Annotated in this window: 16 protein-coding genes; 6 read left to right on the top strand and 10 right to left on the bottom strand. The window is 74.4% G+C overall.

Annotation, left to right across the window (positions count from 1 at the left end; all coding sequences use genetic code 11):
- The first annotated feature begins 49 nt into the window (after positions 1-49).
- A complete protein-coding gene (locus NWP10_RS02325; RefSeq protein WP_017488462.1) occupies positions 50-823 on the top strand; it encodes an isoprenyl transferase in 774 nt (257 codons plus the stop codon).
- A 41-nt stretch (positions 824-864) separates the two neighbouring features.
- Here NWP10_RS02325 and NWP10_RS02330 read toward each other — a convergent pair whose 3' ends face one another.
- Positions 865-1521 carry a rhomboid family intramembrane serine protease gene (locus NWP10_RS02330; protein WP_258299756.1) on the bottom strand — a complete coding sequence of 219 codons (657 nt, stop codon included), beginning with the start codon at positions 1519-1521 and terminating at the stop codon, positions 865-867.
- Positions 1522-1745: 224 nt separating this feature from the next.
- Between NWP10_RS02330 and NWP10_RS02335 the strand changes: the two genes are divergently transcribed.
- Together NWP10_RS02335 and NWP10_RS02340 are read left to right on the top strand one after the other, a co-directional pair.
- The gene (locus NWP10_RS02335; RefSeq protein WP_258299757.1) at positions 1746-3287 is read left to right on the top strand and encodes a PhoH family protein; all 1542 of its coding nucleotides are present in this window, start codon (positions 1746-1748) and stop codon (positions 3285-3287) included.
- Positions 3288-3602: 315 nt separating this feature from the next.
- Positions 3603-4118, top strand: coding sequence for a prepilin peptidase (locus tag NWP10_RS02340; protein ID WP_258299758.1), 516 nt, complete (start codon positions 3603-3605; stop codon positions 4116-4118).
- Positions 4119-4239: 121 nt separating this feature from the next.
- Here the strand turns inward: NWP10_RS02340 and NWP10_RS02345 are convergent, their stop codons facing one another.
- Genes NWP10_RS02345 through NWP10_RS02355 form a run of 3 tightly spaced genes read right to left on the bottom strand, consistent with a single transcriptional unit; the run spans position 4240 to position 6996 of the window.
- Entirely contained in the window at positions 4240-5661 is a 1422-nt protein-coding gene (locus NWP10_RS02345; RefSeq protein WP_258299759.1) for a class II fumarate hydratase, read from the bottom strand.
- A gap of 55 nt (positions 5662-5716) precedes the next feature.
- A complete protein-coding gene (locus tag NWP10_RS02350; protein ID WP_258299760.1) occupies positions 5717-6391 on the bottom strand; it encodes a carbonic anhydrase in 675 nt (224 codons plus the stop codon).
- Entirely contained in the window at positions 6388-6996 is a 609-nt protein-coding gene (locus tag NWP10_RS02355) for a DUF4245 domain-containing protein (protein WP_017488468.1), read from the bottom strand. Before NWP10_RS02355 ends, NWP10_RS02350 begins: the two co-directional genes overlap by 4 nt.
- Before the next feature lie 110 nt (positions 6997-7106).
- Between NWP10_RS02355 and glpX the strand changes: the two genes are divergently transcribed.
- On the top strand, positions 7107-8138 hold the full coding sequence (gene glpX / locus NWP10_RS02360; RefSeq protein WP_258299761.1) for a class II fructose-bisphosphatase: 1032 nt from the start codon (positions 7107-7109) through the stop codon (positions 8136-8138).
- 123 nt (positions 8139-8261) lie between these two features.
- Here glpX and manA read toward each other — a convergent pair whose 3' ends face one another.
- From manA to NWP10_RS02380, 4 genes are all read right to left on the bottom strand, one after another.
- Complete coding sequence (gene manA, locus NWP10_RS02365) at positions 8262-9506, bottom strand: mannose-6-phosphate isomerase, class I (RefSeq protein WP_258299762.1); 1245 nt, start codon at positions 9504-9506, stop codon at positions 8262-8264.
- A 187-nt stretch (positions 9507-9693) separates the two neighbouring features.
- Positions 9694-11319: an LCP family protein gene (locus NWP10_RS02370; protein WP_258299763.1), complete on the bottom strand. Its 1626-nt coding sequence runs from the start codon at positions 11317-11319 to the stop codon at positions 9694-9696.
- A gap of 20 nt (positions 11320-11339) precedes the next feature.
- The gene (purE, locus tag NWP10_RS02375) at positions 11340-11897 is read right to left on the bottom strand and encodes a 5-(carboxyamino)imidazole ribonucleotide mutase (protein WP_258299764.1); all 558 of its coding nucleotides are present in this window, start codon (positions 11895-11897) and stop codon (positions 11340-11342) included.
- A complete protein-coding gene (locus tag NWP10_RS02380) occupies positions 11894-13132 on the bottom strand; it encodes a 5-(carboxyamino)imidazole ribonucleotide synthase (protein ID WP_258299765.1) in 1239 nt (412 codons plus the stop codon). Before NWP10_RS02380 ends, purE begins: the two co-directional genes overlap by 4 nt.
- Positions 13133-13323: 191 nt before the next feature.
- On the opposite strand from NWP10_RS02380, the gene NWP10_RS02385 reads away from it, so the two are divergent.
- Positions 13324-13932: a GtrA family protein gene (locus NWP10_RS02385; protein ID WP_158492217.1), complete on the top strand. Its 609-nt coding sequence runs from the start codon at positions 13324-13326 to the stop codon at positions 13930-13932.
- 46 nt (positions 13933-13978) lie between these two features.
- On the opposite strand, the gene NWP10_RS02390 is transcribed toward NWP10_RS02385, so the two are convergent.
- A complete protein-coding gene (locus NWP10_RS02390) occupies positions 13979-14629 on the bottom strand; it encodes a TIGR03089 family protein (RefSeq protein ID WP_258299766.1) in 651 nt (216 codons plus the stop codon).
- Positions 14630-14871: 242 nt separating this feature from the next.
- On the opposite strand from NWP10_RS02390, the gene NWP10_RS02395 reads away from it, so the two are divergent.
- On the top strand, positions 14872-15402 hold the full coding sequence (locus NWP10_RS02395) for a WhiB family transcriptional regulator (protein WP_258299767.1): 531 nt from the start codon (positions 14872-14874) through the stop codon (positions 15400-15402).
- A gap of 77 nt (positions 15403-15479) precedes the next feature.
- On the opposite strand, the gene NWP10_RS02400 is transcribed toward NWP10_RS02395, so the two are convergent.
- Positions 15480-15900 (bottom strand): hypothetical protein (locus tag NWP10_RS02400; RefSeq protein ID WP_258299768.1); only part of this gene is annotated, 421 nt, incomplete at its 5' end.

The following is a 15900-nucleotide window of genomic DNA, read 5'->3' on the forward strand; positions in this document are numbered from 1 at the left end:
GGCCCGGCCGTCCCCGGCCGGCCCGTACGCCGTGAGAGGCAGGTGTGACGTGCAGCGACCCGAGGCCTTCTACCGGCTGTACGAGCGGAGGCTCGCCCGTGGCCTGGACCCGGAGCGGCTGCCCCGGCACGTCGGCGTGCTCGTGGACGGCAACCGCCGGTGGGCCCGCGCGTTCGGCGCCACCACCCAGGAGGGGCATCAGGCCGGCGCCGAGCGGATCCTCGAGTTCATCGACTGGTGCGACGAGACCGGCATCCCCGTGGTCACGCTCTACATGCTCTCCACGGAGAACCTGGGTCGCCCGCCGGAGGAGCTGGAGGCCCTGCTCGGGATCATCCTGGCCACCGCGGAGCGCCTCGCCGAGCCGCGCGAGGGCCGCCGGCCCGTGCGCGTGCAGACGGTGGGCGCCGTGGACATGCTGCCGGAGGAGATGGCCCGCCGCCTGCGCGCGGTGGAGGAGCGCACCCGGGACAACGACGGCGTGCACGTGAACGTGGCCGTGGGCTACGGCGGCCGCCAGGAGATCCTCGACGCCGTGCGCGAGCTGCTGCGCGACGAGCACGGCCGGGGGCGCACCGCCGCCGAGATCGCCGACGCGATGACCGTCGAGCAGATCGCCGACCGCCTCTACACGCGCGGCCAGCCGGACCCGGACCTGGTCATCCGCACCTCGGGGGAGCAGCGGCTCTCCGGGTTCCTGCTGTGGCAGTCCGCCTACTCGGAGTTCTACTTCTGCGAGGCCATGTGGCCCGCGTTCCGCAAGGTCGACTTCCTGCGCGCCCTGCGCGACTACGGCAGCCGGCAGCGCCGCTTCGGCGCCTGAGTCCGGTCGGCGCGGCGGCGGGCGGAGCCTCGCGGCGCCGGTCAGATGTCGGCGTGGCGGGGGCGGCGGTCGCCGCGGCCCCACCACAGGCCCAGCAGCACCCCGACGACGGCGCCCGCCAGGTGCCCCGTCCACGAGACCCCGGGGGCCGGCAGCAGGCCGATGAGGCTCGAGCCCAGGTGCGTGAGCGCCACGAGCACCGAGACCACCACGGGCACCACGCGGCGCACGGCGATGCCGTAGACCACCAGGAACGCGACGAGCGCGTACACGATCCCCGAGGCGCCGATGTGCACGCCGGGGGAGCCGATCACCCACGTGAGCACACCCGAGCCCAGCCAGGCGGCCGCGAGCAGGGCGAACGGCCGCCCCGAGATGAGCGCGGCGAGCGGGCCGAGCAGGATCAGCGCCGAGGAGTTGCCGATCAGGTGTCCCCAGCCGGCGTGGAGCAGCGGGGAGAACAGGATGCCGTCCAGTCCGGTCACGCTGCGGGGGATCAGGCCGAGGCCGGGGATCACGAGCCCGCCGAAGAACACGAGGGCGATCTGGACGACCCACAGGGCGGCCACGAGCAGCAGCGTGGGCGCGATGACGGCCACGAGGCGGCCGCTCACGCGCTCGGCGAGCGAGGGGGCCGTCCGGGCGGCCGGGACGGCGCCGCGCTCGGGCAGGCGGGGCGTGGGGCGGTGCATGCTCATGGTCCCTCCTGAGTCCGACGACGGCGGCCGGCTGCGGGCGCGTCCGCGTGCGCCCAGTCTAGGCGGGGCCGCGGACGGGATGCGGAGCGGGGCGGCCCGGGACCGTCACGTCGACTTCATCCGCGGTTCATCCTCTCGGCCGCCCCGGCGACGCGCGGGCTTCCTAGTGTGGGCGGCGGACGCGGGCGTCCGCCCCGTCCGAGGCAGCGGCACAGGAGGCTGGCATGGTGGCAGAGCGCGTGGAGCACGGGCGGGAACTCACGGGGACGACGGAGGCGCGGCCGGATGCCGCCGGTGCTGCGGGGCACGCCGCCGCGGCGCGCACCGGAGCCGCGGACGCCGTCGTCGCCCCGGACGCGCGGGAGACCGGGCTGCGCACCTACGTGGTGGACACCTCCGTGCTGCTCTCCGACCCGCGCGCCCTGCTGCGCTTCGCCGAGCACGAGGTGATCCTGCCGCTCGTGGTGGTCTCCGAGCTGGAGGCCAAGCGGGCCGACCCGGACCTGGGCTACTTCGCCCGGACCGCGCTGCGGCTGCTCGACGACCTGCGCGGCCGGCACGGAGCCCTCGACCGGGCGGTGCCGATCAGCCCCGAGGGCGGCACCCTGCGGGTCGAGCTCAACCACGTGTCCACGGACGTCCTGCCGCTGGGCATCCGCGGCACGGACAACGACTCCCGCATCCTCGCCGTCGCGAAGGCGTTCGCGGACGAGGGCCGGGACGTGACCGTGGTGTCCAAGGACCTGCCCATGCGCGTGAAGGCGGCCGCCATGGGGCTGAGCGCGGACGAGTACCGGCACGAGCTGGTGCGGGACTCCGGGTGGCGGGGCACCGTGACCCTCACCGTGGAGCAGGAGCTGCTGGACGCCCTCTACGACGACGGCGAGGCGTCCCTGGCCGGCGTGCCGGTGGACGGGACGGACGGCGTGGGTGCGGGTGTGGAGGCGGAGGCGGACGGGACCGGGGCAGGAGGATCCGGGGTCGATGGGACCGGTGCCGAGGGATCCGGAGCCGCGGCGCTGCCGGTGAACACGGGGCTGGTGATCCTCGCCCCGCGCGGCTCCGCCCTGGCCCGCGTGGCCGAGGGCGGGCGGGCGCTGCTGGTGCGCGGGGACCAGGACGTGTTCGGCCTGCACGGGCGCTCCGCGGAGCAGCGGCTGGCGATCGACCTGCTCACGGACCCGGCCGTGGGCATCGTGTCCCTCGGCGGCCGTGCGGGCACCGGCAAGTCCGCTCTCGCGCTGTGCGCCGGCCTGGACGCCGTGATGGAGCGCCGCGAGCACCGCAAGGTGGTCGTGTTCCGGCCGCTGTACGCCGTCGGGGGCCAGGAGCTGGGCTATCTGCCGGGCTCCGAGGGCGAGAAGATGGGGCCGTGGGCGCAGGCGGTGTTCGACACGCTCGGCGCGCTCGTCTCCCCGTCCGTGATCGACGAGGTGGTGGACCGCGGCATGCTCGAGGTCCTGCCGCTGACCCACATCCGAGGGCGCTCCCTGCACGACGCCTGGGTGATCGTGGACGAGGCGCAGTCCCTCGAGCGGAACGTGCTGCTCACCGTGCTCAGCCGCATGGGGCGCAACTCGAAGGTGGTGCTCACCCACGATGTCGCCCAGCGGGACAACCTGCGCGTGGGCCGGCACGACGGGATCGCCGCCGTGGTGGAGCGGCTCAAGGGGCACCCGCTGTTCGGGCACGTGACGCTGACCCGGTCGGAGCGCTCGCCGATCGCCGCACTCGTGACGGAGATGCTGGAGGACGGCCGCGGCTGAGCGCCGGCCGGGGAAAGAAAATGGGGCCGCTGCCGAAGCAGCGGCCCCCGGCGGGGGTGCTCGGCCCCGCGGAGGGGGGATGGGGGACCGAGGAAGCCCGCCACCATGGCCCCTTGAAACGGGATTGAGGCCATGGGGTCAGTCCGAGCTCCGGACATCCCATGAGACGGGCGGAAGCTCGTGACTCCAGATTAGCCCCGGTTGCGCGCTGAAGCAATGGTCATTTCAGGTTGAGCTGTGGGCGGACGGACCCGGACGCTCGCGGGCCTGTGGACGGGGGCCTCCGGCTGACGGCGACGCGCCTAGGCTGGGCGCATGGACGGGGTGGGATGGGCCTGGGCGCAGGGGCTGCCGGCGACGGCGGTGCTCTGGTCCGCGGGGCTGGCGTGGTTCGCGGTGTGCGCGGCGGTGCTCGTGCGCGTCGACCTGCGCGAGCACCGGCTGCCCAACCGGTGGACGCTGCGGCTGGCCCTCGGCGGGCTGGCCGCGATGGCCGGGGGCGCCGCGCTCGCGGGCCGGGGCGACCTCGTGCTCTCGAGCGTGCTCGGCGGGCTCGGCTACGCCGCGGCGATGCTCGTGCTGCACGTGCTCAGCCGGGGCGGCCTCGGCATGGGGGACGTGAAGCTGGCCGCCGGCCTCGGGGCGTACACGGGGGTGCTGGGAGGCTCGGCCGTCGTGGCCGCGGGACTCGGGGCGATCCTGCTCGGGGGAGCAGTGGCCGCCGTCCTCGTGGCGGCGCGGCGGGCGAGCCGCTCCACGGCCCTGCCCTTCGGCCCGCCCATGATCCTTGCGGCGGCGGCCGTCCTGGCGTTCGCCCCCGCGGGCGGCTGAACGACCAGCGACTCCGGAGACGACGACGGCCGCCCTCCTCGCGGAAGGCAGCCGCCGTCGTCATGCTCCTGGACCCGGGGGCGGGGCGGATCCCCGCCGCGCCCCCGGGCTCAGCCCCGGATCACTCCGGGTGCGTCATGGACATGGTGTCCAGGGCGGTGTCCAGCTGCTCCTCGGTGACCTCGCCGCGCTCGACGTAGCCGAGGTCCACCACGGCCTCGCGCACGGTCATCTTGTTGGCCACGGCGTGCTTGGCGATCTTCGCCGCGGCCTCGTAGCCGATCACCTTGTTCAGTGGGGTCACGATGGACGGGGAGGCGCCGGCCAGGAACGCGCAGCGCTCCTCGTTGGCCTCGATGCCGTCGATCATCTTGTCCGCCATCACGCGGGAGGTGTTGGCGAGCAGGCGGATGGACTCGAGCAGGTTGGCGGCCATCACCGGGATGCCCACGTTCAGCTCGAAGGCGCCGTTGGTGGAGGACAGGGACACGGTGGTGTCGTTGCCGATCACCTGGGCGCACACCATGATCGCGGCCTCGCAGATCACGGGGTTGACCTTGCCCGGCATGATCGAGGAGCCCGGCTGCAGGTCCGGGATGAAGATCTCGCCGAGGCCGGTGTTCGGGCCGGAGCCCATCCAGCGTAGGTCGTTGTTGATCTTCATGATCGAGTAGGCCACGTTGCGCAGCTGGCCGGAGGCCTCCACGAGGCCGTCGCGGTTGGCCTGCGCCTCGAAGTGGTTGCGGGCCTCGGTCAGCGGCAGGCCGGTCTCCTCGGCGAGCAGCTCGATCACGCGGGCGGAGAAGCCCTTGGGGGTGTTGATGCCGGTGCCCACGGCGGTGCCGCCGAGCGGGACCTCGGCGACGCGCGGCAGGGAGGACTCGACGCGCTCGATGCCATAGCGGACCTGTGCGGCGTAGCCGCCGAACTCCTGGCCCAGGGTCACCGGGGTGGCGTCCATGAGGTGCGTGCGGCCGGACTTCACGATGTTCGCGAAGGCCTTCTCCTTCTTCTCGAGGGAGACGGCCAGGTGGTCCAGAGCGGGGATCAGCTCGTTGATCAGGGCGCCGGTGACGGCCACGTGCACGGAGGTGGGGAACACGTCGTTGGAGGACTGCGAGGCGTTGACGTGGTCGTTGGGGTGGACCTCGTCCTCGGAGCCGGCGTCCTTGAGGGCGCGGGTGGCGAGGGTGGCGAGCACCTCGTTGGTGTTCATGTTGGAGGAGGTGCCCGAGCCGGTCTGGAAGACGTCGATCGGGTACTGGTCGTCATGCTCGCCGGCGATGACCTGGTCCGCGGCCGCCACGATGGCGTCCGCGCGCTCCTGGGAGATGACGCCGAGCTCGGCGTTGGCCTTGGCGGCGGCCTTCTTGACCTGGGCGAGGGCGTGGATGTGCGCCGGCTCGAGGCCCTTGCCGGAGATCGGGAAGTTCTCCACGGCGCGCTGGGTCTGGGCACGGTAGAGGGCGTCGATCGGCACCTTCACCTCGCCCATGGTGTCGTGCTCGATGCGGAACTGCTGCTCAGGGTTCTGTGCGATCATGGCCACATCCTAGGGCGCGCCGGGGCTCCGGACCCGAACCGGACGCCCGGCGTCGTCACACCTGCAGCGCGCCCAGCACGCGGCCGGGCTGGGCGGTGCCGCCGGCCAGCGAGTAGGTCAGCCCGACGACGGCCGTCCGGCCCGCCTCGACGGCGTCGCGCACGGCCTGGCTCGTCTCCACGAGGCGGTCGCAGGTCTGGTCCACATGCTCGGCCACGAAGTCGTCGATCTCCTCCAGGCCGCGGCGGCGCCCGGCCAGCACGGAGGGGGTGATGCGCTCCACGAGCGAGCGGATGAAGCCGGGGGGCATGTCCCCGGAGATGTAGGACTCCACGGTGGCGGTGACGGCGCCGCAGGAGTCGTGGCCGAGCACCACGATCAGCGGGATCTTGAGGACGTCCACGGAGTACTCGAGGGAGCCGAGAACGGCGTCGTCGATCACCTGGCCGGCCGTGCGGATGACGAACACGTCGCCCAGGCCGACGTCGAAGATGATCTCCGCGGCCAGACGGGAGTCGGAGCAGCCGAAGATGACGGCGATCGGCTCCTGGCCGGACGTCAGCGTGCTGCGGCGCTCCGCGTTCTGGTTGGGGTGACCGGGGTCGCCGGCCACGAAGCGCCGGTTGCCCTCGGCCAGCGTCTCCCACGCCTCCTGGGGCGTGGGCCGGGAGCCCGCGGCGCCGTCGTCGTGGGCCGCGGCAGCGGCGGCGGGGGTGTTCTCGGTGCTCATCGGGTCTCCTTCGCGACGCCGCGGGCCAGGTCCTCGAGGACGGCGCGGTCGCCGGTGGTGGTGAGCACCACTGTGGTGTCCTCCACCTCCGTCACGAGGCGCTTCTCCGAGGCGCGGGGGTCCGCGTGGAGGTCCCACGCGAGCCCGTCGATCTCGAGCGTCTCCGTGGCGGGGACGCTGTCCACGCGCAGGGTCACCCAGGTGGGGTCCACGTCGTGGGCTTGCTGCATGCCGGCGAACACGGTGTCCGTGACCACCCAGCCGACGTCCCACGTGGAGACGCCGTCCATGGTCTGCAGACGGGCGAAGTTCGCGTACCAGGACTCCGGGACCTCGGGGGCGAGGGCCGGGAGGACGCCGTCGTCGTGGGGCACGGTGGCGGCGGCGGCCGCCACGTCCACGCGGTCCTCGCGGGGCCGCTGCGGCGGCTCCGGGTTGAGGATCAGCACCACGGCCACCAGGGCCAGGAGCGCGACGACGGAGAGCACCATCCCGATCCACGGCTGCCGGGCCCGCTGCGCCTGCTTGGCGGTCAGGACGGGACGGGGGGCGGGGGCGTTCGGATCGGTCGGATCCGTGGGATGGGTGGAGCTCACGGTGAGCATTGTGCCACCCCCTCCGGACCGCCCACCGTAGGATGAGGAAGAGGGCAGAGCCGCCCCCACGCCCCGTCCCCTTCGCGGACGGTGCGCCGCGAGCAAGGATCGGAGCAGCGATGACGAGCGCGTCCTCGGAGAAGACCGGCTACGAGAACCACGTCCCGGACCGCAACCTGGCCATGGAGCTGGTCCGCGTGACCGAGGCGGCGGCCATCGCCGCGAGCCCCTGGGTCGGCTACGGCGACAAGAACAAGGCCGACGGCGCCGCGGTGGACGCGATGCGCGCGTTCATGGACACCGTCAGCATGGCCGGCACCGTGGTGATCGGCGAGGGCGAGAAGGACGAGGCCCCCATGCTGTTCAACGGCGAGGAGGTCGGCGACGGCTCCGGCGCCCCCGTGGACGTGGCCGTGGACCCGATCGACGGCACCCGCCTGACCGCCATGGGCTACAACAACGCCCTGTCCGTCTTCGCGGTGGCCGAGCGCGGCACCATGTTCGACCCCTCCGCCGTGTTCTACATGGACAAGCTCGTGGTGGGCCCGGAGGCCGCGGACTTCGTGGACCTGCGCCTGCCGGTGAAGCAGAACGTCTCGCTCGTGGCCAAGGCGCTGGACAAGCCGGTCTCCCAGGTGACCGTGTGCGTGCTGGACCGCCCCCGTCACGAGGGCCTGGTCAAGGAGATCCGCGAGGCCGGCGCCCGCGTGAAGTTCATCCTCGACGGCGACGTCGCCGCCGCGATCGCCGCCGCCCGCCCGGACACCGGCGTGGACATGATGATGGGCATCGGCGGCACCCCCGAGGGCATCGTCACCGCGTGCGCCATCAAGGCCACCGGCGGCGTGATCCAGGGCCGCCTGGCCCCCACGGACGAGGCCGAGAAGCAGAAGGCCCTCGACGCCGGCCTGGACCTGGACGCCGTCCTGTCCACGAACGACCTGGTCACCTCGGACCACTGCTACTTCGCCGCCACCGGCATCACCGACGGCGACCTGCTGCGCGGCGTGCGCTTCGTGGACGGCCGCGTGGTCACCCAGTCGATCGTGATGCGCTCCTGGTCCGGCACCGTCCGCACCGTGGACGCCGAGCACGACGTGCGCAAGTGGTCCAAGTGGCTCGAGGATCGCGGCACCCGCACCGGCCGCTGACCCACGCCCCCGCGCTTTCGCTCGGGAGATCGTCGCCACCGCCCCGGAATCCCGGGATGGTGACGACGATTTCCCGAGCGAAAGTCGTCTCTGGGGAAGGGCTGGGGAGGCCCCGGAGGAGGGTCAGCGGCGGGGCAGGCCCGTGACGTGGACCGTGGCGGGGGCGCCGTCGGCGGCGCGGACGGCCAGCGGCCCCGACGCGGTCTCGGTGGCGGGCAGGAACACGGCCTCGCCCGGACCGAGGGTGACCTCCTGGCCCGCCAGCCCCAGGTGGGCGCTGCCCCGGGTGACCACGGCGATGCCGGGCCCGTGGACGTCGAGCTCACGGACGGCGTCGTCCTCGAGGGTGGCCTGCAGCAGCTCGAACTCGTCGAAGGGCGGGCGGAAGGCCACCACGGAGTCCGCCACGCGCTCGGGCTCGGTCGAGGGCACGGGCACCGCCTCGAACGTCACCACCCGGCGCAGCTCCTCGACGTCCACGTGCTTGGCCGTGAGCCCGCCGCGCAGCACGTTGTCCGAGGCGGCCATCACCTCCACGCCGAGCCCGTGCAGGTACGCGTGCACGTTGCCGGCGGGCAGGTGCAGAGCCTGGCCAGGGGCGAGGTCCACGCGGTTGAGGAGGATTGCCACGATCACGCCGGGGTCGTCCGGGTGGTGCTCGGCCACCTCGAGGGCGGTGGCGAGGGAGGGGTCGCGCTCGGCGAGGTCCTCGGCGGCGCGCAGGACCTCCACCACCTGGGCCACGGAGCCCGGCGCCGCCCACACGGACTCGGGGTCGAGGATCCCGGTGAACGCGTCCTCGAGGTCTCCGGCGGCGAGCGTCTGGCTGATCCGGGCCGCGGCGACGGCGACGGCGGACGTGTCCCCGTCCGCGTGCTCGGTGAGCGCGTGGGCGAGGGCCTCGAAGCTGTCCGAGGAGACCTCGGGGGAGCGGAAGCCGCACATCGCCGAGAAGTGGGTCAGGGCGACCAGCATCTCCGGCTTGTGGTTGGCGTCCTTGTAGTTGCGGTGCGGGGCGTCGACGGGCACGCCGGCGGCCTCCTCGGCCGCGAAGCCGGCGCGGGCCTGCTCGAGCGTGGGGTGCGCTTGGATGGACAGCGGCGCGCCCGCGGCAAGCAGCTTCGTCAGGTACGGCAGCCGCTCCGTGCCCACGTCCTGGCCGAGGCAGCGCTCGCGGTCCGCGGCGGTCAGCTCGTCGAGGCCGGTTACGGAGCCGTCGCCCACGACGACGCCGCACGGGGCGCCCGGATGGTCGCCCAGCCACATCTCGGCCTCGGGTCGGCCGGTGGGCTCCCGGCCCTGCAGGCGGGCCAGGAGCGTGGGGGAGCCCCACGCGTAGTCGCGGATGACGGGCTTCAGGACGTGCATGCCGACCAGCCTAGGCCAGGCGCGACGCCGATCGGCGGCCTGACGAGCCGTCGTCGGGGTGCGCGGGGCGCGTCCGGGGGCCGGAGCCTCCCGTTTCCCGCACGGAAGTGCCCGGGAAGGCTCCCGTTTCCCGCACGAAAGTGCCCGGGAAGGCTCCCGTTTCCCGCACGAAAGTGCCGGGGCGGGGTCAGCGGCCGGGCGCGCAGAGCCCGTTGGTCGAGGAGGCGTGGTTGAGCAGGTCCTCCTGGCCGAGGTCCTCGGCCAGCATGAGGTCCTCGGCGGTGTAGGCGCCACCGTCGGGCCGGGTGGGCGGGGCCGGCCAGGTGGCCGGGTCGTCCTCGTCCACCTCGTCGGGGACGGCCTCCTGGGCCGCCACGGCGAGCACGGTGAGCAGCGGCAGGGCCGACGCCCCGGATCCGACGCCGGCCGCGTGGCCCGCCTCGCCGCCCGTCGCGCCCCCGGCCTGCCCGGGCTCCTCGGCGAGCATCTCGTCCACGCGCTGGTGGACGAGCCCGTAGTCGGGGAACGTCGTGAACTGGTCCCCGGTGTCGCCGAAGTCGGGCGGGCCGATGGTCAGGCGCCGCATCTTCTGGCCGCGTGAGCGCTCGGCGAGGTCCACGAACGTGCCGAGCTGGGACTGCGGCAGGTCGGTGGTCACGATCTGCTGGCCCGCCGCGAGGATCTGCTCGAACCGGGTGAGCACGGTGGCGGGGCTGAACTGGGCGAGCATGGCCGCCTGCATGCACTGCTGGCGGCGGATGCGGGCGTAGTCCGTGGACCAGTGCCGGGAGCGGGCGAAGGCGAGCGCGTCGTCGCCGTTGAAGTGGTGGGTGCCCGGCTCCCACCAGATGTTGCCCCAGGCGCCGTCGGGCCGGACGCCGCGGTGCACCACGTAGCCGCCGCTGACGACGTCCACCCCGCCCATGGCGTCGATCAGCTGGGCGAAGCCGCCCATGTCCATGAGGGCGTAGCCGGAGATGTCGAGGCCGAGGATGCCGCCGGCGGCGTCCTTCATGGCCTCGGCGCCGGGGTGTTCAGCGTTCGGGTAGAGGTCTGCGTGATGCTCCTCCACGTCCGTGTAGAGGGCGTTGAGGATGCACTCGTCGCCGCAGTCGAAGCCGTTCGGGTACACGTCCCACAGCGGTGAGCCCTCGACGAACGGCACGTCCTGGAGGTTGCGGGGCAGGGAGAACATCACGATGGCGCCGGTGCGGGCGTCCACGGAGACCACGTGCATGGAGTCCGGGCGCAGCCCCTGCCGGCCCTCGCCGGCGTCCGCCCCCAGGACCAGGATGTTGTAGCGGCCCTCGGCCTCCGGGACGGCCGGCCCCTCCCGGAAGACCTCGCCGAGTGCGCCGCGGCTCGTGTTCGCGGCCCAGCCGCCGTAGAGCAGGGCGCCGCTGGTGAGGACGAGCGCGAGCGCGGTGACCGTGGCCGTGATCTTCCGCGCGCCGGGGGCGAGCAGGTGCAGCCGGATCAGCCGGAACGTGTCCACCCACAGCACCGCCCAGCCCACCGCCAACGCTACCAGGACCACCGCCAGCCCGAGCAGCACGCCGTCCCGGGCCATGAGCGAGATCAGGCTCGCGCGGGAGACCAGCCACCACAGCAGCCCCAGGATCAGCACGGCCCACACGGTGACGGTGACCCGCAGCGCCACGCGGCCGAGCCGGCGGCTGCCGGCGACGATCTGGGCGCCGCCGGGGACCAGCAGGGTCAGGGCGGTGAGGATCAGCGCCCGGCGGGTGCGCTCGGTGGGGGAGGCGACGCGCGGGTCCCGAAGCGGGTCGGGCTGCGCGTGACCGGCGGGCACGGATCCGGTGGCGGGCGACATCAGCGGTCGGCGGCCATCCGCTCGCGCAGGCGGGCCCCCTTGGCCCGGGCCTGGGCGTTGAGCTCGGCGGCGTGCTCGGCGAGGGCGGCGCGCAGGCGATCGCCCTCCTCGGTGTCGGCCGAGGCGAGGATGCGGGCGGCCAGCAGGCCGGCGTTGCGGGCGCCGTCGATGGAGACGGTGGCCACGGGGACGCCGGCGGGCATCTGCACGATGGAGAGCAGGGAGTCCAGGCCGTCGAGGCTCTTGAGCTTCACGGGGACGCCGATCACGGGCAGCGGGGTGACGGAGGCGAGCATGCCGGGCAGGTGCGCGGCGCCACCGGCGCCCGCCACGATCACCCGGATGCCGCGCTCGTGGGCGCGGGCGCCGAACTCCACCATCTCGTGGGGCATGCGGTGGGCGGAGACGACGCCGACCTCCACGGGCACGTCGAGCTCGCGCAGCGCCTCGGCGGCGGCGCTCATCACGGGCCAGTCGGAGTCGGAGCCCATCACCACGGAGACGACGGGCGCGTCGTCCTGCAGGGGCTGGGCGGGGTTCTGGGGCGTGGCGGTCATGGGCGGGCCTCCGGCGGAGTGGGGGTGGCGGGGGAGGAGGGGGACGCGCCGACGGCGTCCGGGGCGGCGCCGTCGCGCAGCACGGCGGCGGCGGACTCGGCGGCCCGCACGGCCTGCTCGAGGGTGAGCCCGTGGTCGGCGACGACGTTGACGTGGCCCACCTTGCGGCCGGGCCGCACGGCCTTGCCGTAGAGGTGGACCTTGGCCTGCGGGTGGGCGGCGAGGGCGTCGGAGAGGCCGGCGTGCAGGTCCTCGCGGGCCCCGCCGAGCAGGTTCTTCATGACGACGCCGGCCCCGCGCGGGGCGGTCTCGCCCAGCGGCAGGTCCAGGACGGCGCGCACGTGCTGCTCGAACTGGCCGGTGACGGCCCCGTCCATGGACCAGTGCCCGGAGTTGTGCGGGCGCATGGCCAGCTCGTTGACCTGGAAGCCCGGGCCCACGCCGGGGGTCTCGAAGAGCTCGACGGCGAGCATGCCGGTGACGTCCAGCTCCTCGGCCAGTCGCACGGCGGCGGCGGTGGCGGCCTCGGCGACGGCCGGGTCCAGGTCCCGGGCGGGGGCGACCACGAGGTCGCAGACCCCGGCCACCTGCACGGAGTCCACCACGGGGTAGGCCGCGACCCGCCCGGAGGGGGTGCGGGCCACCTGGGCGGAGAGCTCGCGGGTGAACGGCACGAGGGCCTCGGCGAGCAGCGGGGCGATGCCGGCGCCCAGCCACGTGCCCAGGGTGCCGTCCGCGGCGGAGGCGCGGGCGTCGTCGGCGTCGTCGAGCTTCAGGACGCCCTTGCCGTCGTAGCCGCCGCGCGGGGTCTTCAGGATCATGGGCCAGCCGTGCTCGTCGCCGAACGCGAGGACCTCGTCGAGGTCCCGCACCGCGGCCCAGGCCGGGTTCGGCAGGCCGAGGCGCTCGACGGCGGCGCGCATCACCAGCTTGTCCTGGGCGTGCTGCAGGGCCTCGGAGCCGGGGCGCACGGCGACGCCGGCCTCCTGCAGCACGCGAAGGTGCTCGGTGGGCACGTGCTCGTGGTCGAAGGTCACCACGTCCACCGTGGCGGCGAAGGCGCGCAGGTCCGCCAGGTCCGTGTGGTCGCCGACCACATGCGGGGCCACCTGGGCCGCGGACGCGTCCGGGGCCTCCGCGAGCACGCGGAAGGGCACGCCGAGCTCGGCGGCGGGGCCCGCCATCATGCGGGCCAGCTGCCCGCCGCCGATCACACCGAGTCGAGGGGAAGTCACCGGTCCAGGCTAGTCGCGTCGCCTGAGAACTCGGTCACGGATCCCTGACGAGTCCCGGGATCCGCCCGGAATCGGGGGTCCCCGGGGCTACAGTGTTCCCAGCCCGTTGCGGGCCCCGCCCCTCCGGGCGGCACTGCACGCCCCGCGTCCGCGCGGTCCCCGTTCCCGTCCCGAACCGAGGTCTCCCGCCCATGCTGTCCGATCTCTGGAGCCGTCTGACCGGCCTGGTGTCGATGCTGTGGCGTGAGGTCGCCAAGTTCGGCACCGTCGGCGCGGCCGCGTTCGTCATCGACTCCCTGGTGTTCTGGTGGATGATGACGGGCCCGCTGGAGGGCTCGAACGTCAAGGCCAAGATCGTGGCCGGCGTGGTGGCCACCCTGTTCAGCTGGGTCGCCAACCGCTACTGGACGTTCCGCGAGAAGCGCTCGTCCAACAAGACCCGCGAGCTCGTCATGTTCCTGCTCATGAACGCGATCGGCCTGGGCATCCAGGCGGGCTGCGTGTTCATCGCGCAGTACTTCATGGGCGTGACGGACCCGGGCGGCCTGTTCATCGCCGGCAACGTGGTGGGCCTGTTCTTCGGCACCGTGTTCCGCTACTTCGCCTACCGGTTCTGGGTGTTCAAGGAGGAGCTGGACGTGGAGCCCGGCTTCGCCAACGACATCGCGATCATCACCGGCCAGATGCCCGTGCTGCGCGACGAGCAGCTGCACCCGCACGGCCGCCACGAGGCGCGGGGCCGACCGGCCGAGCGCCACGTCCGCCGGGACGACGGCCCGGCCCGCCACCGCGCCTCCTGAGCCCGGAGCTCTGAGCCCGGCGCGCGGGTCCGCAGGCCGCGCCCGGTCAGGGGCGCACCTGCACCGCCCGCCCGGCGTCCCACGCCTGCAGCACGGCCCGCATCCCCGCCCACGTGAGGCGGGGGCGCGGGCCGTCGTCGTCCTGGCCGTCCTGTCGCGCGGCGTCCTCGTCCGCGGCGACGTCGGCGGCCGGCAGGGCCTCGGGGCGCACGTGGTCCACGGGGCCGGGCAGGGCGTCGGGCTGGCCGAGGATCTCGGCGGCCACGTCCACCACGGACGGGTCGGCCACGGCGCCGCCGGTCGGGAGCTCGAGCCCGCGGGGCAGCGCGACGGCGAACACGGCGGTGGCCGGGTCGGTCCAGCGCTCCGGGCGGTCGGTGAGGACGGCCGCGGGGGCGGCGCCGTCGTCGGCGGGCTCGGCGCCGGCGCAGAGCACGCCGAGGGCCAGGGCGTGGGAGAGCCAGTGGGCGGGCAGGTCCAGGGCGACCGGGTCGCCGGGGCCGAGGCCCTCGTCCGCCAGCAGGCCGGCCGTCTTGGCCGCCCAGTTCACGGTGACGCGGCCGGAGAGCTCGATGCGCTGGTCCACGGCGCCGTGCTCGCCGGGGGCGCCCGGCTCCTGGACGAGCGCGGGGCGCGGTGAGGAGGCCAGGCGCAGCACGAGGGGGCCGGTGGAGCGGGGCGCGGAGAGGGAGACCATGCACCCAGTCTGGCACCCCGATCCCGCGTCGCGGCGGCCTCCCGGGGTCGGCCCCGGGGCCGAGGTCCGGGGCCCCGGCGGGCCCGTGCTCGGCTTGACGGGACACGAATCACACCGATGTAATGAAGGCCGGGTCAGCGGCCTCTCACAGGGGCCGCACCGGCTTGTCCGGGGCCCGCGCGGACCGGCAGGAGAACGGGATTCCGCGTCAGCCACGTCGAGCCTGGGAAGAGGCGTCTCACATGGACCACACGCAGCGAGTCGAGGACACGCACCGCGCCGAGTCGGCGCAGGCGGCGGCGCCTCGCCCGCGCGGAGTCCCCAGTGACTGGTTCCTGGACCCGGCCGATCCGCTGGCCGGCGCCGACGCCCCCACCCTGGAGGACCAGGCCACCGCCCTGCTCTCCGCCCACGACCTCGAGGACGAGGCCGGCACCCCGTCCGCCACCGTCACCGCCCTCTTCCCGGGCGACGCCGGCCGGCCGGTCGAGGCCGCGCCCGTCGCGGACGACTGGGCCGCGATCCCGGGCCTGGTCACCGAGCCCGTCGAGGGCGAGCTGGCCTGGCAGGTGGACGCGCTGTGCGCCCAGACGGACCCCGAGGCGTTCTTCCCGGAGAAGGGCGGCTCCACGCGGGACGCCAAGCGCGTGTGCGAGGCCTGCGTGGTCAAGGACCAGTGCCTCGAGTACGCCATGGAGAACGACGAGCGCTTCGGCATCTGGGGCGGCCTCTCGGAGCGGGAGCGCCGCCGGCTGCGCCGCGCCCGCGCCTGAGGGACTGCGCCGCGCCCGAGCTTGAACGGCGGGCCTGACCGCCGACGTCGTCGCTCGGCCCCGTCCCCCGCTGCGGCTCAGCCGCGGCCCCACCCCGGGTCCAGCACCTGCGGGTCCACCCCCAGCGCCTCGGCGCAGCGGCTCAGCGCCACCCCGTAGACGGCCCCGTCCAGGTCCTCCGGGTCGGCGGCGTCCCGCAGGGGCCGCTCGAACAGGGTGATCACCACGCCGTCCTGGCCCTGGCGCTCCGCCCGGGCGAACAGGGTCTCCTCGTCCCGCTCGGCGCCAGCGCGCAGCCCGCGCAGCCGCTCGTCCAGCCGGTCCGGGATGCGCTCCACTCGCGCGGTCACGTGCCGCAGCCCGGGGGCCTCCAGCGCCGCCAGCCGGTCCACGGCCTTCTCGACGGCGGTCAGCAGCGCCTCGCCGCGGCCCCGCTCGGAGCGCAGGCCGAAGGGGCGGGGGTGGCGCAGCCCGCGGCCGCGGCGGTCGCGCGGGCGC

This window comes from Micrococcus sp. HG099, from assembly GCF_024723355.1.
In the GTDB taxonomy this organism is placed as follows: Bacteria; Actinomycetota; Actinomycetes; order Actinomycetales; family Micrococcaceae; genus Micrococcus; species Micrococcus endophyticus.

What these genes read in the sequence shown, in the direction of transcription:
- NWP10_RS02330 (WP_258299756.1), bottom strand. Translation starts at nt 1,521, where the DNA reads ATGAGCATGCACCGCCCCACGCCCCGCCTGCCCGAGCGCGGCGCCGTC.
- NWP10_RS02335 (WP_258299757.1), top strand. Translation starts at nt 1,746, where the DNA reads ATGGTGGCAGAGCGCGTGGAGCACGGGCGGGAACTCACGGGGACGACG.
- NWP10_RS02340 (WP_258299758.1), top strand. Translation starts at nt 3,603, where the DNA reads ATGGACGGGGTGGGATGGGCCTGGGCGCAGGGGCTGCCGGCGACGGCG.
- NWP10_RS02345 (WP_258299759.1), bottom strand. Translation starts at nt 5,661, where the DNA reads ATGATCGCACAGAACCCTGAGCAGCAGTTCCGCATCGAGCACGACACC.
- NWP10_RS02350 (WP_258299760.1), bottom strand. Translation starts at nt 6,391, where the DNA reads ATGAGCACCGAGAACACCCCCGCCGCCGCTGCCGCGGCCCACGACGAC.
- NWP10_RS02355 (WP_017488468.1), bottom strand. Translation starts at nt 6,996, where the DNA reads ATGCTCACCGTGAGCTCCACCCATCCCACGGATCCGACCGATCCGAAC.
- glpX (WP_258299761.1), top strand. Translation starts at nt 7,107, where the DNA reads ATGACGAGCGCGTCCTCGGAGAAGACCGGCTACGAGAACCACGTCCCG.
- manA (WP_258299762.1), bottom strand. Translation starts at nt 9,506, where the DNA reads ATGCACGTCCTGAAGCCCGTCATCCGCGACTACGCGTGGGGCTCCCCC.
- purE (WP_258299764.1), bottom strand. Translation starts at nt 11,897, where the DNA reads ATGACCGCCACGCCCCAGAACCCCGCCCAGCCCCTGCAGGACGACGCG.
- NWP10_RS02385 (WP_158492217.1), top strand. Translation starts at nt 13,324, where the DNA reads ATGCTGTCCGATCTCTGGAGCCGTCTGACCGGCCTGGTGTCGATGCTG.
- NWP10_RS02390 (WP_258299766.1), bottom strand. Translation starts at nt 14,629, where the DNA reads ATGGTCTCCCTCTCCGCGCCCCGCTCCACCGGCCCCCTCGTGCTGCGC.
- NWP10_RS02395 (WP_258299767.1), top strand. Translation starts at nt 14,872, where the DNA reads ATGGACCACACGCAGCGAGTCGAGGACACGCACCGCGCCGAGTCGGCG.